Consider the following 19,454-nt stretch of genomic DNA (forward strand, 5'->3'; position numbering starts at 1 on the left):
AAGGACATCAGATGAAACAGAGACTGCAATTTTTCGCCAAGGCGCCCGAGATCATGAAGGCGGTGTCGGCGCTCAACAAGGCGGTCGACGAATGCGGGCTGGAGGTCGGCCTGCTGCACCTGATCAAGCTCAGGGCTTCGCAGATCAATGGCTGTTCCTACTGCGTCGAGATGCACAGCCGCGAGGCGCGGCGCGACGGCGAAACCGAGCAGCGGCTCTATCTCGTCGCGGCCTGGAAGGAATCGCCGCTGTTTTCCGAACGTGAGCGCGCCGCCTTCGCCTGGACGGAGGCGGTGACCCTGATCGCCAACAATGGCGTCTCGGACGAGCTCTATGCCCGCACGCTCGAGCATTTCTCGGAAGAGGAACTGGTCAAGCTGTCCGTCGCGCTCGGCATGATCAACACCTGGAACCGACTGTGCATTCCGTTCCAGGCCATTCATCCGATGCCAGCCGCCAAGGCAGCCTGATTTTTCTTGTTGCCATGGGAGCGCCGTCGAGGAGGCGGCGCTCCAACTGTTTTCAAGGGGAGTGTTTTATGCCTGCCGATTTACCATCGACCTTGTTGTTTCTCGGCCGCCTGTTGCTCGGCGGCGCCTTCGTCTTCGCCGGCCTGCGCAACATCCAGAACGCGGCTTTCCTCACCGGGCTGATGGCCGCGCGCGGCGTGCCGCAGGCGCGGTTGGCGCTGTGGGCCGGCATTGTGCTCCAGGTCATTGCCGGAGCCCTGGTGGTAGCTGGCCTTTGGGTGACACTCGCCTGCGCGGTGCTGGTGCTGTTCCTGATCGCGGCCACGCCGATGTTCCACAATTTCTGGGATCACCAAGGCCCGGACCGCGCGGCGCGCATCAACGGCTTCGTCGGCAATGTCGCGCTGACGGGCGGTTTCCTGGCGCTGATCGCGCAGTCGCTCTGAGATCTACTCAGGCCGCGAACCGCAGGCCACCATCGCAGGTCAGCACCTGGCCGGTCATGAAACCGTTGGAGACGAGGAAGGCTATCGCCGAGGCGACGTCCTCGGCGCGGCCAATCCTGCCCACCGGCGTCTTGCCGGCATATTCGGCAAAAACCGCCTGCCGCTGGTCCTCAGGTAAAAAATCCCACCACGGCGTGTCGATGACGCCGGGGGCCACGACGTTGACGCGCAGCGGCTTCAGTTCGACAGCCAGGATCGGCGTTACGGTCAGCAGCATGCCGTTGACGGCACCGATGCCGGCGACGCCGGGCATGGTGACCTGCGCCGACACCGCCGAGATGAAGGTGACCGATCCCGATCTATTGAGCGTCGGCAAGGCGGCCTGCAGGCACGACAATTGCGGCCGCACCTTCTCCTCGACGCCGCTGCCGATATCGGCAAGGTCGAGGGTCTCGAAGGGACCAAGACCCTTGCCGCCGCTTGCGGCCAGAACGAGGTGGTCGAACGGGCCAAGGCGCTCGAAGAATTGGCGAACTTCGTCCGGCTTCGACGCATCGAATGCGGCCTTGTCGGCGGCGCCGCCAAGGCTTTTCCAGGCGCTGATGAGCTTGTCCTGGTTGCGGCCGGTGATCGTCACCTTCATGCCCGGGCCAAGCAGCTTTCGCGCCGTAGCCAGGCCGATGCCGGACGAGCCGCCGATGATGACTGTGTGTTCGGTTCTGTTGGTCATGAGTGCTGTTCCCTGAATTTTGAAGAGGCCGGGCCGACAAGGTCGATGCTCAGGTTTCGCAGTTGCTGTCTTGCCTTGGCGTCGTAGGCCTGGGCATCGGCGCGGGCTTCGCGCAGGCCGTCGAAGTAGAGGCCGCTTCGGCCTTCGAGCGCGGATGAGGCGGCGAGATTGACGATGGCGTCGGCGCCGGTTTCGACAGAGCTCCATGGCGTCACGCCGGCCTGCCTGACCATGGTGGTGTTCATGTAGCTCGCCGGATGCAGCGCATTGACGGTGACGCCGGTGCCTTTCAGTTCCTCCGCCAGATCGACGGTGAACAGGATCTGCGCCAGCTTGCTCTGACAGTAGGCGCGCACGCCGCTATAGCCATGGGTCAGCATGACATCGCTGAAGTCGATCGCCTGCTGGCCCGCCGAGGCGACATTGACGATGCGCGCCGGAGCGCTCGCCTTCAGCAGCGGCAGAAGTTCCGAGGCCAGCAGGAAGCCGGCGAGATAGTTGACCGCGAAACGCAGTTCGTAGCCATCGGCGCTGATCTGTCTTTTGGCGCCTGCCGTGCCGATGCCGGCATTGTTGATGAGGATGTCGAGCCGGTCCGTTCGGGCACGCACGGCCTCGGCAAGGCGGCGAATTTCGGCCAGCGAGGCGAGGTCGGCGGCGAAGAACTCGGCTCTGCCGCCGGCGGCCTCGATTTCGGCGACCACGGCCTTGCCACGCGCGGCATCGCGGCCGTGCACCAGCACGGGGGCGCCGGCGGCACCCAGCCTTTGCGCGACGACGCGGCCGACGCCGTCGGTCGAGCCGGTGATGAGGATTGTCTTGTCTTTCAGGTCCATGTCGGGAGCCTCCTGTCTGTTGCTCCAGACGCAAGATGGGACGTCCCACGGATCTCAAACAGTTCAAACTTTATCCTGGTATCAGTACTGCTATAGTAGACATTATGGACGCTCCCTCTCATTCCGCTGAAGACAGCCGCCGGCGCGAACTCGGCGCTTTCCTGCGCTCACGCCGCGAAAGGCTGACGCCCTCGGCGACCGGCATCACGACCGGCCTCAGGCGGCGCACGCCAGGCCTGCGCCGCGAGGAGGTGGCGATGATCGCTGGCGTCGGCACCACCTGGTACACATGGCTGGAGCAGGGCAGGGACGTGCGGCCTTCCGTGGAGGTGCTGACGGCGCTGTGCGGCGCGCTGCGCCTCGACGCCGCGGAGAAGCGGCATCTCTTCACGCTTGCCGGCCGTCAGCAGCCGGAGCGACGTCGCATTGCGGCTGGAAAGGTCGATGGCCCGTTGCTGCATATGCTGCAAAGCTTGGTGCTGCAGCCTGCCTATGTCGTCGGTCCGCGCTGGGACGTGCTGGCCTGGAATGACGGCGCCGTTGCCATTTTCGGCGATTATGGCCTGCTTGAGGGCGACGCCCGCAACATCATCCACGGCGTGTTCACCGATCCGCACCGGCGGCATTTGCTGGTCGACTGGGAACAGCTCGCCCGCGCGACTCTTGCCGCGTTCCGCGCCGAGAGCGCGAAATATGTCGGCGATCCGGATTTCGAGCGGCTGATCGCGCTGATGATGCGCTCAAGTCCCGAATTCCGGGAATGGTGGCCGCAACGCGACGTCGTGCACCGCTTGTCCGGCATGAAGCATCTGCGCCACCCGATCGCCGGCCCGATGGTGTTCGAGCATATGAGCCTGTCGATCGATGACGGCTCCGATATGAAGCTGATCGTCTACACGCCGCTCGCCGAGCACAACTCGATCGCCAAGCTGCAGAAACTGCTGGACGACCTTCCGGCCGAGCGGCGCAGCGCCTGAGAGGGGTCAGCCCCTCGGCTTCAGCCCCTCAAGAAACAACTGCTCCAGGAACCGTGCCGCGTCCTCGAAGCGGCCGTCGCCGCCACGGTTCGGTCCGAGCACGGCGCGGACCTGGACGTCGAAATCGGCATAGTGCTGCGTCGTTGCCCAGATCGAGAAGATCAGGTGCCAGGGGTCAGTCCGGGCGATCTTGCCGGCACGCATCCAGCCCTTGATGACGGCGGCCTTCTCGTCGACCAGCGTCTTCAGCTCGCCCGCCAGCAGCGGCATGATGCGCGGCGCACCTTGCAGGATTTCATTGGCGAAGAGCCGGCTCTCGCGTGGAAAATCGCGCGCCATTTCGAGCTTGCGCCTGATGTAGCTCCTGAGTTCGGTCATCGGGTCGCCGATGTCGTCGAGTTCGCGCAGCGGCGCCAGCCAGGTGTCGAGCAGGCGCTGCATTAACGTCTCGTGAATGTCTTCCTTGCGGCGGAAGTAATAGAGCAGGTTCGGCTTCGACATGCCGGCGGCTTCGGCGATCTGGTCGATGGTCGAGCCGCGGAAGCCATGGGTTGAGAACACTTCGAGTGCCGCCTCCAGGATAAGTTCTCGCTTTTCCTGCTGGATGCGGGTGCGGCGAGGCGCTTCCGTGCCGGTGTTCACCGTTGCGAACCCTCGTGTTGCCAAATCTCGCATTCAAGGTCATCTGGACCAATTCTCTGGACCAGTTTTTCTCTGGGCTGTGGAACGCACTTCAGGAGCCGCATTTCCGCTAGTAATCCCTTGACCGCCGACAGGGCGGTGCTAACGTTTGTCCAATCGGTCAAAAATTTGCGTAGCATGAAAACGGCGCAAAGACCAAGCGTTGGACGCACCGAAACAGGTTACAAGGGGAAGTCTTGGTCATGTCCAACCGGCTGAAAGTCACGCCGAACGATCTCAGCGCATTCTGGATGCCGTTCACGGCGAACCGGCAGTTCAAGCAGGCGCCACGCATGTTCGTGTCCGCCAAGGACATGCATTACACCACCAGCGACGGCCGCAAGGTGCTGGACGGCACCGCCGGCCTCTGGTGCGTCAATGCCGGCCACTGCCGGCCGAAGATCACCGAGGCGATCCAGCACCAGGCCGCCGAACTCGACTACGCGCCGGCCTTCCAGATGGGCCATCCGATCGTGTTCGAACTGGCGAACCGGCTGGTCGACCTGGCGCCCAAGGGCATGGACCACGTCTTCTTCACCAATTCCGGTTCGGAATCGGTCGAGACCGCGCTGAAGATGGCGATCGCCTATCACCGGGTGAAGGGCGAGGGCTCGCGCACCCGCCTGATCGGCCGCGAGCGCGGCTATCACGGCGTCAATTTCGGCGGCATCTCGGTCGGCGGCATCGTCACCAACCGCAAGATGTTCGGCACGCTGCTCGGCGGCGTCGACCACATGCCGCACACGCATCTGCCGGAGAAGAACGCCTTCTCGAAGGGTGTCCCGGAATATGGCGCGGAGCTCGCCAATGAGCTGGAGCGCATCGTCGCGCTGCACGACGCCTCGACCATCGCCGCAGTCATCGTCGAGCCGGTCGCCGGCTCCACCGGCGTCATCCTGCCGCCCAAGGGCTATCTGCAGAAGCTGCGCGAAATCTGCACCAAGCACGGCATCCTGCTGATCTTCGACGAGGTCATCACCGGCTTCGGCCGTCTCGGCGCGGCGTTCGCCGCCGACTATTTCGGCGTGGTTCCCGACATAATGACCACCGCCAAGGGCGTCTCCAACGGCGTCATCCCGATGGGCGCGGTGTTCGTGAAGAAGGAAATCCACGACGCCTTCATGACCGGCCCCGAGCACATGATCGAGTTCTTCCACGGCTACACCTATTCGGGCAATCCGATCGCCTGCGCGGCGGCCCTCGGCACGCTCGACACCTACAAGGAAGAGGGCCTGCTCACCCGTGGCGAGGAACTGGCGCCCTATTGGGAGGACGCGCTGCATTCGCTGAAGGGCGAGCCGCATGTCATCGACATCAGGAACATCGGCCTGATCGGCGCGATCGAACTGGCGCCGATCGCCGGCAGTCCGACCAAGCGGGCCTTCTCGGCCTTCGTCAAGGCGTTCGAGCGCGGCGCGTTGATCCGCACCACCGGCGACATCATCGCGCTGTCGCCGCCGCTGATCATCACCAAGGGCCAGATCAACGAACTGATCGACCATGTGCGCGATGTATTGAGGTCGATCGACTAGCCTAGTCTATAAATCGGACGGCGTTGGGAACCGCCGTCCGATTTTGAATGAAATGGAAGGACTTTGAATGGCCGCACCCGGCGAGAATCTGCGAATCAATTCAGACCGTTTGTGGGATTCGCTGATGGAAATGGCGAAGATTGGCCCCGGCGTTGCCGGCGGCAACAATCGCCAGACCGTGACCGACGAGGACGGCGAGGGCCGGCATCTGTTCAAGCGCTGGTGCGATGCCGCCGGGCTCGAAATGGGCGTCGACGAGATGGGCACGATGTTTGCCCGCCGCGAAGGCACTGATCCCAGCCTGCCGCCGGTCTATGTCGGCAGCCATCTCGATACGCAGCCGACCGGCGGCAAATATGACGGCGTGCTCGGCGTTCTTGGCGGCCTGGAGATCGTGCGCTCGCTCAACGATCTCGACATCAAGACAAAACATCCGATCGTCGTCACCAACTGGACCAACGAGGAAGGCGCGCGCTTCGCGCCGGCGATGATGGCGTCGGGCGTGTTCGCCGGCGTGCTCGAACAGGCCGATGTCTACGAGCATACCGACAAGCAGGGCAAGAAATTCGGCGAGGAGCTCGAGCGCATCGGCTGGAAGGGCACCGAGAAGGTCGGCGATCGCAAGATACACGCCTTCTTCGAACTGCATATCGAGCAGGGGCCGATCCTCGAGGACGAAGGCATCGACATTGGCGTCGTCACCCATGGCCAGGGCCTGAAATGGCTGCAGGTGACGCTGACCGGCAAGGAAGCCCATACCGGCTCGACGCCGATGCCCAAGCGCCGCAATGCCGGGCTCGGCATGGCCCGGGTGATCGAGCTGGTGCACGAGATCGCCATGGACTACCAGCCCGACGCCGTCGGCGCGGTCGGCCACATGGAAGTGTTCCCGAACTCGCGCAACATCATTGCCGGCCGCACCGTCTTCACCATCGACATCCGCTCGCCCGAGAAGGAAGTGCTGGATGCGATGGACGGCCGCATCCGCGAAGGCATCGACACGATCTGCGAGGCGCTCGACATCCAGTACAAGATCGAACAGGTCGGCCATTTCGATCCGGTCACGTTCGATGCCGGCTGCGTGAAGGCCATCCGTGATGCCGCCGACCGCCTCGGCTATACCCACCGCAACATCGTCTCGGGTGCCGGCCACGACGCCTGCTGGATCAACCGCGTGGCGCCGACGGCCATGGTGATGTGCCCTTGCGTTGACGGGTTGTCACACAACGAGGCCGAGGAAATCACCAAGGAATGGGCTTCGGCGGGCGCCGACGTGCTGTTCCACGCGGTGGTGGAGACGGCTGTCATCGTGGAGTGAGCTTAGCCATCTAGATTCCAAACGCCGCTCATAAAGAAGCGCGAAGAGAACAAGGGAACAGAAAATGACCAAAGTCATCAAGAACGGCACCGTCGTCACCGCCGACCGCAGCTGGAAGGCAGACGTGCTGTTCAGCCACGGCAAGATCGTCGCCATCGGCTCGGATCTGCATGGCGACCATGAGTATGACGCCACCGGCTGCTATGTCATGCCGGGCGGCATCGACCCGCACACCCATCTCGAAATGCCATTCATGGGCACTTATTCGGCCGATGATTTCGAATCCGGTACGCGGGCGGCGCTCGCCGGCGGCACGACGATGGTGGTCGATTTCTGCCTGCCGTCGCCGCAGCAATCGCTGCTGGAGGCCTTGCAGATGTGGGACAACAAGACGTCCAAAGCCGCCTGCGATTATTCCTTCCACATGGCCATCACCTGGTGGGGCAAGCAGGTGTTCGACGAGATGGCCACTGTCGTCGACAAGGGCATCACCTCGTTCAAGCACTTCATGGCCTATAAGGGCGCGCTGATGGTGGACGACGACGAGATGTACGCGTCGTTCCAGCGCTGCGCCGACCTTGGCGCGCTGCCGCTGGTGCATGCGGAGAATGGCGATGTCGTTGCCGCGCTCTCGCAGAAGCTGCTGGCCGCCGGCAACAATGGACCCGAGGGCCATGCCTATTCGCGCCCGCCGGAAGTGGAAGGCGAGGCGACAAATCGCGCCATCATGATCGCTGACATGGCGGGCGTGCCGCTCTATGTCGTGCATGTCTCCTGCGAGCAGAGCCACGAGGCCATCCGCCGGGCACGGCAGAAGGGCATGCGGGTGTTCGGCGAGCCGCTGATCCAGCACCTGACGCTCGATGAGACCGAGTATTTCAACAAGGACTGGGACCATGCGGCGCGCCGCGTGATGAGCCCGCCCTTCCGCAACAAGCTGCACCAGGATTCGCTTTGGGCCGGCCTGCAGGCGGGATCGCTGCAAGTGGTGGCGACCGACCATTGCGCCTTCACCACCAAACAGAAGCGCAACGGTATCGGCGACTTCACCAAGATCCCGAACGGCACTGGCGGCCTCGAGGACCGCTTGCCAATGCTGTGGACCACGGGCGTCAACACAGGCCGGCTGACGATGAACGAGTTCGTCGCGGTGACCTCGACCAACATCGCCAAGATCCTGAACATGTATCCGAAGAAGGGCGCGATCGTCGAAGGCGCGGATGCCGACATCGTCGTCTGGGATCCCCTGCGGAAGAAGACGATCTCGTCGAAGAAGCAGCAGTCTGTCATCGACTACAATGTCTTCGAAGGGTTCGAAGTGACCGGCCTGCCGCGCTTCGTCTTCTCGCGCGGCGAACTCTCGATCGAGGAAGCCGAGGTGAAGGCGAAGCCCGGCCATGGCCAGTTCGTCGGACGCGAGCCGAACGCCGCGGTCAACCGGGCGCTGTCGACGTGGAAAGAAATCACCGCGCCGCGCAAAGTGGAACGGTCAGGCATCCCGGCGACGGGGGTCTAGGCTTGGCGCGTTCGGCCGCGCTCATCCTGGTGGTCTTGGCGGTAGTGGCCGGGGGGCCGGCGACCGCAGCCGGCGTGCTGGCCGGTTCTTGGGGCAATGATGTCGGTTGTGCCGGCGTGAAGGCCGGCTATCAAGACAGTGATGCCTATATCCTGCTGACCGCGGAAGGCATCGAAACCTATGGCGGTGGTTGCCGGTTCGAACAGCAATTGACCTCAGTGGCGGGTACGCAATCACTGCGTTCGACCTGTTCCGCCGAAGGCGAGGCGGGGACGACGATCGAAACAATTGTGGTCACCAACAAGGGCGAGGATGGTTTCTTCGTCACCATTCCCGGCCTCGAGGAACTGGGGCCGCTGCAATCATGTTCGTGATGTTTTGAGCAACGGGATCTGGGGGATCTGGGGGATGAGTATGCGCGGTTTTGGTTTGTCTGTTGCGATGGTTGTCGTTTTAGCTGCCGGTCAGGCTTTCGCGGCAGGCATCGACCTGTCGAAGCCCTATGGCGACAAATATGGCTGCATCAACCGCAACGGCCAGGAAGTCGCCGCCGATCAGATGCTGCTTTTGACCGACAAGGAATTGATCACCGCCGCCAGCGCCTGCACGTTCACGAAGACGCAAGCGCAGGCTGACGGATCGCTGGTGGTGACGGCGACATGTGAGGCCGAAGGCGAAGACGGACAGGCGCCGACCAATTTCACTATCAAGCGCAGTGCCAAGAACGCCAAGAAGCTGACGATCACCGATGCGGACGGCAACGTCATGGGGGAAGTCTCGCGGTGCAAATGACCGCGATCCCGTCGACCTCAGGCGACCAGCGCATCCAGTTCCGGCAGCAGGACGACGCTTTCCTGTTCGTTGGGATCGGTGCGCGCAATGACGGCCGAAGAGGGAGCGTTGCTCAGATTGGCCGGCAGATGCGGCACGCCGGCCGGAATGTAGAAGAGGTCGCCGGCCTTGACGACGATGTGGTGCTCGAGCCGGTCGCCATACCAGGTATGGACCTCGCCGGAGAGCACGTAGATCGCCGTTTCATGGTTCTCGTGCAGATGCGCCTTGGCGCGGGCGCCGGGCGGCATGGTGAGCACGTGCATGCAGATGCCGGAGGAGCCGACCGACTCGGTGGCGATGCCGGCGAAATAGGTCAAACCCTGCTTGCCTTCATAAGTGCTTTCAGGGCGGATAAGATGACAAGTGGGTTTGGGCGACATCGGGAACTCCGGGCGTCGATCTGAGTGGGACAAGACTAATGGGACTGGGCGAGTGGAAAACAACATCGCGATAAAAGCAATCGGATTCCGGCCGGCGCCGCCGTGGCGGGAACAGGCAGGCAACGGCCGATGACAGGGATTTCGCCAGCCGTCGTCGCGGCAAGCAAACTTGGCCTCACCTTCCAGACCAATGACGGGCCGGTGCAGGCGCTGTCCAATGTCGACCTGACCATCGGCAAGGGGGAGTTCGTCTCCTTCATCGGGCCATCGGGCTGCGGCAAGACCACGCTGCTGCGCGTCATCGCCGATCTGGAGAAGCCGACCTCGGGCACGATTTCGGTCAACGGCATGACGCCCGAACAGGCGCGCGAGAAGCGCGCTTATGGCTATGTCTTCCAGGCCGCCGCGCTGTTTCCGTGGCGCACGATCGAACGCAATGTCGGCCTGCCGCTGGAGATCATGGGCCTGTCCAGGGCCGAGCAGGCGGAGCGCATCAAGCGCACGCTCGACCTCGTCAACCTCTCAGGCTTCGAGAAGAAATACCCGTGGCAGCTGTCGGGCGGCATGCAGCAGCGCGCCTCGATCGCCCGCGCGCTTGCCTTCGACGCCGACCTGCTGTTGATGGACGAGCCGTTCGGCGCGCTGGACGAGATCGTGCGCGACCACCTCAACGAACAATTGCTGGAATTGTGGGCGCGCACCAACAAGACCATCTGCTTCGTCACTCACTCCATTCCGGAAGCCGTGTATCTGTCGACACGGATCGTCGTCATGTCGCCGCGGCCCGGCCGGGTCAGCGACATCATTGAATCGACGCTGCCGAAGGAAAGGCCGCTCGACATCCGCGAGACGCCGGAGTTTTTGGCGATCGCCGCCCGCGTGCGCGACGGCTTGAGGGCAGGGCACAGCTATGATGATTGAGGGCCCTCGCCAGAGAACGCCCCACGCGTTCGTCATCCTAGGGCGGAGCGACGCGAAGCGTCGCGCAGACCCTAGGATCCATGCCGTGACGTTGGTCGGAGGGCGCAAGCGGCTGAGAATGCCCGCCAAGCAGTGCGGGTCGCAGGGAGCCCTGTTCCGCACCGTCGGGGAGCACAGAGATAACGGCATGGATCCTAGGGTCTGCGCCGCGTCGCTTCGCTCCTTGCTTCGCCCTAGGATGACGAAAAGAACGAACATTGCGTCGGCGAAAACGAAGGCGCTCGGCCTGCGCTTCGCTCCGGCCACCCTCTCCCCGGTGGGGAGAGGAGGGGGCGCTTCCCATGGATAGCTTCCGCGACAAGCTCGTCCCCGTGACCTCCATCCTCGCCGGCGTCGTCGTGCTCTGGTACGTCTTTGCCGTCATCCTCAACGCGCCGTTCCAGCGCGATCTCGACACCCGCGCCAACGAGACGCCCGGCGCGGTCGAGTTCATCGGCAAGACGCTGGCGCAGCCGAAGCCGACGCTGCCGGCGCCGCACCAGGTGGCGGTGAACTTCTTCGAGAACACTTTCCTGCGGCCCATCACCTCGAGCCGCAGCCTCGTCTACAATGCCTGGGTGACGCTGTCCTCGACGCTGCTCGGCTTCGCCTTCGGCACGGCGCTTGGCATCATCATCGCCGTCGGCATCGTGCATGTGGCGACGCTCGACCGCAGCCTGATGCCGTGGATCATCGCCTCGCAGACCATTCCCATTCTGGCGGTGGCGCCGATGATCATCGTGGTGCTGGCGGCTATCGGCGTCACCGGCCTGATCCCGAAGGCGATGATCTCGACCTATCTGTCGTTCTTCCCGGTCACCGTCGGCATGGTGAAGGGGCTGCGTTCGCCCGAGATCATGCATCTCGACCTGATGCACACCTACAATGCCAGCCCCTCGCAGACCTTCTGGAAGCTGCGCGTGCCGGCCTCGGTGCCGTTCCTGTTCACCTCGATGAAGGTGGCGGTGGCGGCAAGCCTGGTCGGCGCTATTGTCGGCGAACTGCCGACAGGTGCCGTCGCCGGCATCGGCGCCAAGCTGCTCGCCGGCGCCTATTACAGCCAGTCCATCGACATCTGGTCAACGCTGGTCGCCGGTTCCATCGTCGCGGCACTGCTGGTCATGGTGGTCGGCATTGCCGGGCGCATCGTCGACCGCGCCATGGGCGGGAGGCCGGCATGAACCTGATACGACCTTCCTGGCAAGCGGTGCTGGCGATCGTGCTGTGCGTGATCGCAATCGCGCTCGGCGCGATGTCGAAGCCGGAAGCGGCAGCGCTCGCGGACCCGGCGGCCAGCATCAACTATCCCTATCTCGGAACGAAGGGCTTGATGCTCGGCCTGGCGATCGTTGCTGCGCTGGTTTCGATGATCAGGATTCCGTCGCTTGCCGAGGCCGTCGTGCTGTTCGTCGGCGCCCATCTCGTTGCCTGGCTGCTGATCTCGGGCATTGCCGGTTTCGAAGGCACGGCATTGGCCCCGTACTTCCTGCTGCTCACGGCCGCCTGGCTGCTTGGCTGGCGCTGCGTGGCGGTGCTGTCAGGGCTTCGCCCGATGGCGAGCTCGGCCCGGAACGCACTGCGCCTGATCATCCCCGCCATCTTCGGCGCCTGGATCCTGATCATCTGGGAAGCGGTGACGCGCGGCGCCGGCATTCCCTTCATCCTGCTACCGCCGCCGAGCGCCATCGGCGCGCGCATCGCCAATTCGCTGCCGGTGCTCGGGGCGGATGTGCGGCAGACCATCTTCAAGGCGGTGATCTTCGGTTATGTCGTCGGCAGCGGCGCCGGCTTCATCACCGCGATCCTTGCCGACCGCGTGCCGTTCCTGCGGCGTGGGCTCCTGCCGATCGGCAACATGGTTTCGGCGTTGCCGATCATCGGCGTGGCACCGATCATGGTGATGTGGTTCGGCTTCGACTGGCAGTCCAAGGCGGCGGTCGTCATCATCATGACCTTCTTCCCGATGCTGGTGAACACGGTCGCAGGCCTTGCCGCCTCCGGCCATATGGAGCGCGACCTGATGCGCACCTATGCGTCGGGCTACTGGCCGACGCTGATCAAGCTCAGGCTGCCGGCGGCGGCTCCCTTCATCTTCAACGCGCTGAAGATCAACTCGACGCTGGCGCTGATCGGCGCCATCGTCGCCGAGTTCTTCGGCACGCCTGTCGTCGGCATGGGCTTCCGCATTTCGACCGAGGTCGGGCGGATGAACATCGACATGGTCTGGGCCGAAATCGCAGTTGCAGCACTTGCGGGTTCGGTCTTTTATGGCGTGGTCGCTCTTGTCGAAAGAGCTGTCACGTTTTGGCATCCCTCTGTCCGTGGTGGATAGGGGCGGTGGGTTTAAGGGTGCTAACTTCAGAGGGTAAAAAGATGAAAAGACTGATTATTCCCGTTCTGGCCGGCGCAATGTCGCTGGCCGCGTTCCAGGCAATGGCCGCCGACAAGGTGACGTTGCAGCTGAAATGGGTCACGCAGGCGCAGTTTGCCGGCTACTATGTCGCCAAGGCCAAGGGTTTCTATGAGGCCGAGGGCCTCGACGTCGATATCAAGCCGGGCGGCCCGGACATCGCGCCCGAGCAGGTCATCGCCGGCGGCGGCGCCGACGTCATCGTCGACTGGATGGGCGGTGCGCTCGCCGCGCGCGAAAAGGGTGTGCCGCTGGTCAACATCGCCCAGCCGTTCAAGAAGGCCGGCATGGAGCTGGTCTGCCCGAAGGACGGCCCGATCAAGACCGAAGCCGACTTCAAGGGTCATACGCTGGGCGTCTGGTTCTTCGGCAACGAGTATCCGTTCTATGCCTGGATGAACAAGCTCGGCCTCAAGACCGATGGCGGCCCGGACGGCGTCACTGTTCTCAAGCAGAGCTTCGACGTGCAGCCGCTGATCCAGAAGCAGGCGGATTGCATCTCGGTCATGACCTACAACGAGTACTGGCAGCTGATCGACGCCGGCTACAAGCCGGAACAGCTGACCGTGTTCAACTATTCGGCGATGGGCAACGACCTGCTCGAGGACGGGCTCTATGCCTCTGAGGACAAGCTCAAGGACCCGGCCTTCGCCGACAAGATGGTGCGTTTCGTGCGCGCCTCGATGAAGGGCTGGAAATACGCCGTCGACAACAATGACGAGGCTGCCGGCATCGTCATGGACGGCGGCGGCCAGGACGAGAACCACCAGAAGCGCATGATGAGCGAAGTCGCCAAGCTGGTCGACAATGCCGACGGCAAGCTCGATCCGGCGACCTATGAGCGTACCGCCAAGGCGCTGCTCGACCAGAAGATCATCACCAAGGAGCCGAAAGGGGCCTACACGACCGCGATCACCGACAAGGCGATCAAGTAAGCCTGGCTGGAATATCTCGATGTTAAGAACGGCGCCTCTGGCTTAGAGGCGCCGTTCCTTTATGGTGTTCATGACGAAGCTGGTCTCGATCGAGGCGACGCATTTCAGCCGCGCGATCTTCTCCTTGATGAAGCGCTCGTATTGTTCCAGGCTGCCCGTCACCACCTTCAGCACATAGTCGCGCGAGCCGGTGACGAGATGGCACTCCAGCACCTCTTCCCAGCCGCGGATCGCGTCCTCGAACATCACGATCTCGTCCTCGTTCTGCCGGCTGAGCCGGATGGTGGCGATGGCGACCATGCTCCAGCCGAAGGCGGCGGGGTCGACCAGCGTGGTGTAGCCTCTGATGACGCCGGTCTCCTCCAGCCGCCGCACGCGCCTGAGGCAAGGCGACGGCGACAGGCCGATGCGCTCGGCAAGCTCATTGTTGGTGATGCGGGCGTCGGCCCGCAATTCCCTGAGAATCCTGAGGTCGAAATCGTCAGCTATCTTCTGCTGCATTTTTGCTCTCTCGCGGCAATTTGTTGCCGGCATGCAGCCATGCGAGCCCAAGAATAGCAAGGACTGGCTGATCGGGATCGCATAAATTGCGGCGCGATATCCCTCGAACGCAGGAAAAGGCCATGACCGCGCCACGCCCGTCGAAAACCCATATCGGCAACCACAAGCTCCATCCGGAGACGCTGATGCTGAGCTATGGATTCGATCCGCAGCTTTCGGAAGGCGCGGTCAAGCCGCCAGTCTTTCTCACCTCGACCTTCGTGTTCAAATCGGCGGAAGAGGGGCGCGACTTCTTCGACTACACGTCGGGCCGCAAGGAGCCGCCGAGCGGCACGGCGTCGGGTCTCGTCTATTCGCGCTTCAATCATCCCAACAGCGAGATCGTCGAGGACCGGCTGGCGATCTATGAGGGGACGGATGCCTGCATCCTGTTTTCGTCTGGGATGTCGGCGATCGCCACGACACTGCTCGCCTATGCCCGCCCGGGCGATGTCATCCTGCACTCGCAACCGCTCTATGGCGGCACCGAGACGCTGCTGACCCGCACGCTGTCGGGCTTCGGCATCGGCGCCGTCGGCTTTGCCGATGGTGTCGACGAGAAAGCGGTGCGGGCGGCGGCCGATGCCGCGGTGGCGAAGGGGCGTGTTTCGGTCATCCTGATCGAGACGCCGTCAAACCCGACCAACAGCCTGGTCGATATCGCGCTGATGCGGACGATCGCCGACGAGATCGGCGCCCGGCAAGGCTCGACACCCATCATCGTCTGCGACAACACGCTGCTTGGCCCGGTGTTCCAGCGGCCCATCGAACACGGCGCCGATGTCTCCGTCTATTCGCTGACCAAATATGTCGGCGGCCATTCCGACCTGATCGCGGGCGCGGCCATGGGCAGCAAGGTGGTCACCAAGCCGATCAAGGCGCTGCGCGGCGCCATCGGCACGCAACTCGACCCGCATTCCTGCTGGATGCTCGGCCGTTCGCTGGAGACGCTGTCGATCCGCATGGAGCGTGCCAACGACAACGCGCGCCTGGTCGCCGAATTCCTGCGCGATCACGCCAAGGTCGAGAAGGTGCATTATCTGCCCTTCCTCGGCGAGGATACGCCGGCGGGGCGCGCCTATCTCAGGCAATGCAGTGGCGCCGGCTCGACCTTTTCCTTCGACATCAAAGGCGGAGAGAAGGCGGCTTTCGCCTTTCTCAACGCCCTGCAGATCTTCAAGCTGGCGGTGAGCCTCGGCGGCACGGAGTCGCTCGCCAGCCATCCGGCGGCCATGACCCATTCCGGCATTCCCTTCGACGTGCGCCAGCGCATCGGCGTGCTGGAGACCACGGTCAGGCTGTCAATCGGTGTCGAGCATCCCGACGATCTGATCGCCGACCTGACGCAGGCGCTGGCGGCGGTCTGACGGCTCTCTTCTCGAAGCTGGAAGGGGCGGGCGATCGCCCCTTTTTTGTTTTCCCGGTCACAAAAACGTGTGCAGGGAAACATTGCGCCGCCCAACCGTTGCGTTGGAGCATGCGCGCGTCGGGGGACCGTGACCCATGCGACAGCCAATCGGAGGTTATTCATGCGCACACATTCTTTCCTGCCGGTATTTTCGGCGCTGGCCGTTTCGACCGCTTTCCTGCTCGCATCGCCGGCCATGGCCGAGGTGGTGAAATACAAGGCGACGCTCGATGGCAGCCAGCAGAGTCCGCCCGTCACCACCAAGGGCAAAGGCACCGCCACGCTCACCTTCGACACCACCAAGAAGAAGCTCAGTTGGGACGTCAAATATTCCGGCCTCAGCGGACCGGCGACGGCAGCGCACATTCACGGCCCGGCTGCGATGGGGGCGAGCGCCGCTCCCGTCATCCCCTTCAAGGGCAAGCTTAAGAGCCCGATCAAGGGGTCGGCAACGCTGACGGACGCCCAGGCAGCCGACCTGGCGGCCGGCAACTACTATGTCAACGTCCACACCGCCGCCAACAAGGACGGCGAGATCCGCGGCCAAATCGAGGCAGCGAAATAGCGGAAACCGCTTAGAAAGAGGGGCGGGCGACCGCCCCTTTTTTGTTTGGATCACGCCTTGTCGCGGATTTGCGTCATCGTCCGGGTCGGCGTGATCGCTTCGGGATCGAGCCTGATTTCGACGATGGCCGGCTTCCCGCTGGCCCGGGCACGTTCGAAGGCCGGCGCGAAATCCGCCGTCTTCTCAACCGTCTCGCCATGGCCGCCATAGGCACGCGCCAGCGACGCGAAGTCGGGATTGCTAAGATCGGTGGCGACGACACGGCCGGGATATTCGCGCTCCTGGTGCATGCGGATGGTACCGTAAATGCCGTTGTTGACGACGATCACGATGATCGGCAGGTCGTATTGCACGGCGGTGGCGAACTCCTGGCCGTTCATCAGGAAGCAGCCGTCGCCGGCGAAGGCGATCACGGTGCGATCCGGATAAAGTGCCTTGGCGGCGACCGCGGCAGGGGTGCCATAACCCATAGAGCCGGAGGTTGGTGCCGCTTGCGTGGCAAAGCGGCGGAAGCGATGGAAGCGGTGCACCCAGGTGGCGTAGTTGCCGGCGCCGTTGGCGAAGATGGTATCGTCCGGCAATACCTGTTCCAGATATGTCATGATCGGGCCCATCTGCACGTCGCCCGGACCCGTCTGCGGCGGTGTCGACCATTCGAGGTAGGCGCTATGCGCTTTCGCCGTCTCGGCTGCCCAGGATGGCGTGCCGGCCGGCTTGCGCTTGGCGAAAGCCTCGACGAAGGCGGCGGGCGAGGCGTTGATCGCCAGCGTCGGCCGGTAGACGCGGCCGAGCTCGCCGGCGTCGGCATGGACATGCACCAGCGCCTGATCGGGATAGGGGCTTTTCAGCAGCGTGTAGTCCGAGGAGGGCATCTCGCCCATGCGGCCGCCGATCAGCAGCACGACGTCGGCCGCCTTGATCTGCGCCGCCAGCTTGGGGTTGATGCCGATGCCGACGTCGCCGGCGTAGTTCGCGTGAAGATGATCAAACAGCATCTGGCGGCGGAAGGAGCAGCCGACGGGGAGCGACCATGCCTCCGATATTGCGCGCATGCGCGCGACGGCCTCCTCATTCCAGCGCGTGCCGCCGAGGATGACGAACGGCCGCTTGGCGCCATTAAGCAGCATTTCCAGCGCGTCGAGTTCTGCCCCGCCGGGATAGGTCTCGACCGGCGTGTGGGGAAGCGCTGCCGGCGCCTCGACCTCGCTGGTCAGCATGTCTTCGGGCAGCGAGATGACGACCGGCCCAGGCCGGCCCGACGTCGCCACCGCGAAGGCGCGGGTGACGAATTCGGGGATGCGCGCGGCGTCGTCGATCTCGACCACCCATTTGGCGATGTCGCCGAAGAACCTCTTATAGTCCACCTCCTGGAACGCCTCGCGTTCCTTGGCGTGGCTGGCGACCTGGCCGATGAACAGGATGAGCGGCACCGAATCCTGCATGGCAATGTGGATACCGGCGGAGGCGTTGGTGGCGCCGGGGCCGCGGGTGACGAAGCAGATGCCGGGCTTGCCGGTCAGCCGACCCTGGCAGTCGGCCATCATCGCCGCCCCGCCTTCCTGGCGGCAGACGATGGTGCGGATCGCCGAGTCGTGCAGCGCGTCGAGCACCGCCAGATAGGATTCGCCCGGCACGCAGAAGATGCGGTCGGTGTCGTTGGCTTCCAGCGCTTCGACGATCAGTTGTCCACCGGTCTTCATTTCCCAAACCTCTCCAGTTCGGCAAGGATTTCTTGCGTGTGTTCGCCAAGGCGCGGCGAGGGGCGTTCATAGACCAGCGGTGTTTCAGACATCACCATCGGCGCACGTACCGAGGGCAGACGGTTGCCATGGCCGTCGTCGAGGTCGAGCCGCATGCCGCGCGCGATGGTCTGCGGGTCGGCGAACATCTGGCCGATCGTGTTGATCGGGCTCGCCGGCACGCTTGCTGCTTCCAGCTTTGCCAGCAGCGGGTCGCGATCGACCGTGCTCAGCGCCTCGACGATGTGTTCGCGCAGCTTCACCCGGTTGGCGACCCGGGCCGGATTGGTGGCGAAGTCGGGGTTGGTCGACAGCTCATCCAGCCCGACGGCGGCGCAGAATTTGGCGAACTGGCCGTCATTGCCGACCGCCAGGATGATGTGGCCGTCGCGGACCGGCACCACTTCGTAGGGCGCGATGTTCATATGCGCATTGCCCATCTGCACCGGCGACATGCCGGAGACGAGATAGTTGAGGTTCTGGTTGCCGAGCGCCGAGATCTGGGTGTCGAACAGCGCCATGTCGATATGCTGGCCTTCGCCGGTCCGGTCGGCATGCCGCAACGCGGCCTGGATGGCGATGACCGAATAGAGCCCGGTGAAGATGTCGGAGATGGCGACGCCGGCCTTTTGCGGCTCACGCCCGACTTCGCCGGTGATCGACATCATGCCGGCCATGGCCTGGATGATGAAGTCGTAGCCGGCGCGCGGCGCGTAAGGTCCGTCCTGGCCGAAGCCGGTGATGGAGCAATAGACGAGGCGCGGGTTGATCTTGCGCAGGCTGTCATAGTCGAGCCCGTATTTTTTCAATCCGCCGAGCTTGAAGTTCTCGATCAGCACGTCCGACGTGGCGACCAGCCGGCGGATGGTTTCCGCCCCCTCCGGCGTCGAGAAATCGATGGCGATGGAACGCTTGCCGCGATTGCAGGAATGGTAATAGGCGGCCGACAGGTTCTCGCCGTCATGGCTCATGACGAAGGGCGGTCCCCATTTGCGGGTGTCGTCGCCGCCATCTGGGCTTTCGACCTTGATGACATCGGCGCCGAGATCGGCAAGCAATTGCCCGGCCCAGGGCCCGGCAAGGATGCGGGCGAGTTCGACGACGCGGACGCCTTTCAGGGGTGGTTCGGCCATAAATCACCGTGATTGCTGCGAAAGCAGAGCCTCTATCAAGCCGG

General features: G+C 63.7%; 21 protein-coding genes. 14 read left to right on the forward strand and 7 right to left on the reverse strand.

The window, feature by feature from the left end; all coding sequences use genetic code 11:
- Positions 1 to 11 precede the first annotated feature (11 nt).
- Positions 12 to 470, forward strand: coding sequence for a carboxymuconolactone decarboxylase family protein (locus tag JN279_RS18165; RefSeq protein ID WP_202353544.1), 459 nt, complete (start codon positions 12 to 14; stop codon positions 468 to 470).
- A gap of 68 nt (positions 471 to 538) precedes the next feature.
- Positions 539 to 916 carry a DoxX family protein gene (locus JN279_RS18170; protein ID WP_202353545.1) on the forward strand — a complete coding sequence of 126 codons (378 nt, stop codon included), beginning with the start codon at positions 539 to 541 and terminating at the stop codon, positions 914 to 916.
- 7 nt (positions 917 to 923) lie between these two features.
- Here JN279_RS18170 and JN279_RS18175 read toward each other — a convergent pair whose 3' ends face one another.
- Positions 924 to 1,646 carry an SDR family oxidoreductase gene (locus JN279_RS18175; RefSeq protein WP_096447560.1) on the reverse strand — a complete coding sequence of 241 codons (723 nt, stop codon included), beginning with the start codon at positions 1,644 to 1,646 and terminating at the stop codon, positions 924 to 926.
- Positions 1,643 to 2,482, reverse strand: a complete 840-nt coding sequence (locus JN279_RS18180) for an SDR family oxidoreductase (RefSeq protein WP_202353546.1) — start codon at positions 2,480 to 2,482, stop codon at positions 1,643 to 1,645. The genes JN279_RS18175 and JN279_RS18180 overlap by 4 nt, the downstream gene beginning before the upstream one ends.
- A gap of 104 nt (positions 2,483 to 2,586) precedes the next feature.
- On the opposite strand from JN279_RS18180, the gene JN279_RS18185 reads away from it, so the two are divergent.
- On the forward strand, positions 2,587 to 3,459 hold the full coding sequence (locus JN279_RS18185; RefSeq protein ID WP_202353547.1) for a helix-turn-helix transcriptional regulator: 873 nt from the start codon (positions 2,587 to 2,589) through the stop codon (positions 3,457 to 3,459).
- Positions 3,460 to 3,465: 6 nt separating this feature from the next.
- Here JN279_RS18185 and JN279_RS18190 read toward each other — a convergent pair whose 3' ends face one another.
- A complete protein-coding gene (locus JN279_RS18190; RefSeq protein WP_096447554.1) occupies positions 3,466 to 4,101 on the reverse strand; it encodes a TetR family transcriptional regulator C-terminal domain-containing protein in 636 nt (211 codons plus the stop codon).
- Between the two features lie 242 nt (positions 4,102 to 4,343).
- On the opposite strand from JN279_RS18190, the gene JN279_RS18195 reads away from it, so the two are divergent.
- From JN279_RS18195 to JN279_RS18215, 5 genes are all read left to right on the forward strand, one after another.
- Complete coding sequence (locus tag JN279_RS18195) at positions 4,344 to 5,672, forward strand: aspartate aminotransferase family protein (protein WP_096447552.1); 1,329 nt, start codon at positions 4,344 to 4,346, stop codon at positions 5,670 to 5,672.
- 67 nt (positions 5,673 to 5,739) lie between these two features.
- Positions 5,740 to 6,990: a Zn-dependent hydrolase gene (locus JN279_RS18200; protein ID WP_096447550.1), complete on the forward strand. Its 1,251-nt coding sequence runs from the start codon at positions 5,740 to 5,742 to the stop codon at positions 6,988 to 6,990.
- A 64-nt stretch (positions 6,991 to 7,054) separates the two neighbouring features.
- Complete coding sequence (gene hydA / locus JN279_RS18205) at positions 7,055 to 8,506, forward strand: dihydropyrimidinase (protein WP_202353548.1); 1,452 nt, start codon at positions 7,055 to 7,057, stop codon at positions 8,504 to 8,506.
- Between the two features lie 2 nt (positions 8,507 to 8,508).
- Positions 8,509 to 8,880 (forward strand): hypothetical protein, encoded by a 372-nt coding sequence (locus tag JN279_RS18210; protein ID WP_202353549.1) that lies wholly within the window; start codon positions 8,509 to 8,511, stop codon positions 8,878 to 8,880.
- A 40-nt stretch (positions 8,881 to 8,920) separates the two neighbouring features.
- Positions 8,921 to 9,298 (forward strand): hypothetical protein, encoded by a 378-nt coding sequence (locus tag JN279_RS18215; protein WP_202353550.1) that lies wholly within the window; start codon positions 8,921 to 8,923, stop codon positions 9,296 to 9,298.
- A 17-nt stretch (positions 9,299 to 9,315) separates the two neighbouring features.
- On the opposite strand, the gene JN279_RS18220 is transcribed toward JN279_RS18215, so the two are convergent.
- Positions 9,316 to 9,720, reverse strand: a complete 405-nt coding sequence (locus tag JN279_RS18220) for a cupin domain-containing protein (protein ID WP_015317160.1) — start codon at positions 9,718 to 9,720, stop codon at positions 9,316 to 9,318.
- A gap of 129 nt (positions 9,721 to 9,849) precedes the next feature.
- Here JN279_RS18220 and JN279_RS18225 point away from each other — a divergent pair, with 129 nt between their 5' ends.
- The 4 genes from JN279_RS18225 (at position 9,850) to JN279_RS18240 (ending at position 14,025) form a co-directional block, all read left to right on the forward strand.
- Entirely contained in the window at positions 9,850 to 10,641 is a 792-nt protein-coding gene (locus JN279_RS18225) for an ABC transporter ATP-binding protein (protein ID WP_096447544.1), read from the forward strand.
- Positions 10,642 to 10,982: 341 nt separating this feature from the next.
- On the forward strand, positions 10,983 to 11,861 hold the full coding sequence (locus JN279_RS18230; RefSeq protein ID WP_202353551.1) for an ABC transporter permease: 879 nt from the start codon (positions 10,983 to 10,985) through the stop codon (positions 11,859 to 11,861).
- Positions 11,858 to 13,012, forward strand: coding sequence for an ABC transporter permease (locus JN279_RS18235; RefSeq protein WP_096447538.1), 1,155 nt, complete (start codon positions 11,858 to 11,860; stop codon positions 13,010 to 13,012). Before JN279_RS18230 ends, JN279_RS18235 begins: the two co-directional genes overlap by 4 nt.
- Before the next feature lie 41 nt (positions 13,013 to 13,053).
- Positions 13,054 to 14,025 (forward strand): ABC transporter substrate-binding protein, encoded by a 972-nt coding sequence (locus tag JN279_RS18240; RefSeq protein WP_202353552.1) that lies wholly within the window; start codon positions 13,054 to 13,056, stop codon positions 14,023 to 14,025.
- A gap of 42 nt (positions 14,026 to 14,067) precedes the next feature.
- Here the strand turns inward: JN279_RS18240 and JN279_RS18245 are convergent, their stop codons facing one another.
- The gene (locus JN279_RS18245; RefSeq protein WP_027029765.1) at positions 14,068 to 14,526 is read right to left on the reverse strand and encodes an Lrp/AsnC family transcriptional regulator; all 459 of its coding nucleotides are present in this window, start codon (positions 14,524 to 14,526) and stop codon (positions 14,068 to 14,070) included.
- 122 nt (positions 14,527 to 14,648) lie between these two features.
- Here JN279_RS18245 and JN279_RS18250 point away from each other — a divergent pair, with 122 nt between their 5' ends.
- Both JN279_RS18250 and JN279_RS18255 read left to right on the forward strand, forming a co-directional pair.
- A complete protein-coding gene (locus JN279_RS18250) occupies positions 14,649 to 15,932 on the forward strand; it encodes a cystathionine gamma-synthase family protein (protein WP_202353553.1) in 1,284 nt (427 codons plus the stop codon).
- A 162-nt stretch (positions 15,933 to 16,094) separates the two neighbouring features.
- On the forward strand, positions 16,095 to 16,538 hold the full coding sequence (locus JN279_RS18255) for a CHRD domain-containing protein (protein ID WP_096447530.1): 444 nt from the start codon (positions 16,095 to 16,097) through the stop codon (positions 16,536 to 16,538).
- Positions 16,539 to 16,588: 50 nt separating this feature from the next.
- On the opposite strand, the gene JN279_RS18260 is transcribed toward JN279_RS18255, so the two are convergent.
- Together JN279_RS18260 and JN279_RS18265 are read right to left on the reverse strand one after the other, a co-directional pair.
- A complete protein-coding gene (locus JN279_RS18260) occupies positions 16,589 to 18,238 on the reverse strand; it encodes a thiamine pyrophosphate-binding protein (RefSeq protein ID WP_202353554.1) in 1,650 nt (549 codons plus the stop codon).
- Positions 18,235 to 19,410, reverse strand: a complete 1,176-nt coding sequence (locus JN279_RS18265) for a CaiB/BaiF CoA transferase family protein (RefSeq protein ID WP_202353555.1) — start codon at positions 19,408 to 19,410, stop codon at positions 18,235 to 18,237. Before JN279_RS18265 ends, JN279_RS18260 begins: the two co-directional genes overlap by 4 nt.
- Positions 19,411 to 19,454 lie beyond the last annotated feature (44 nt).

Origin of the sequence: Mesorhizobium sp. 113-1-2, from assembly GCF_016756475.1 — a bacterium.
Taxonomy (GTDB): domain Bacteria; phylum Pseudomonadota; class Alphaproteobacteria; order Rhizobiales; family Rhizobiaceae; genus Mesorhizobium; species Mesorhizobium loti_C.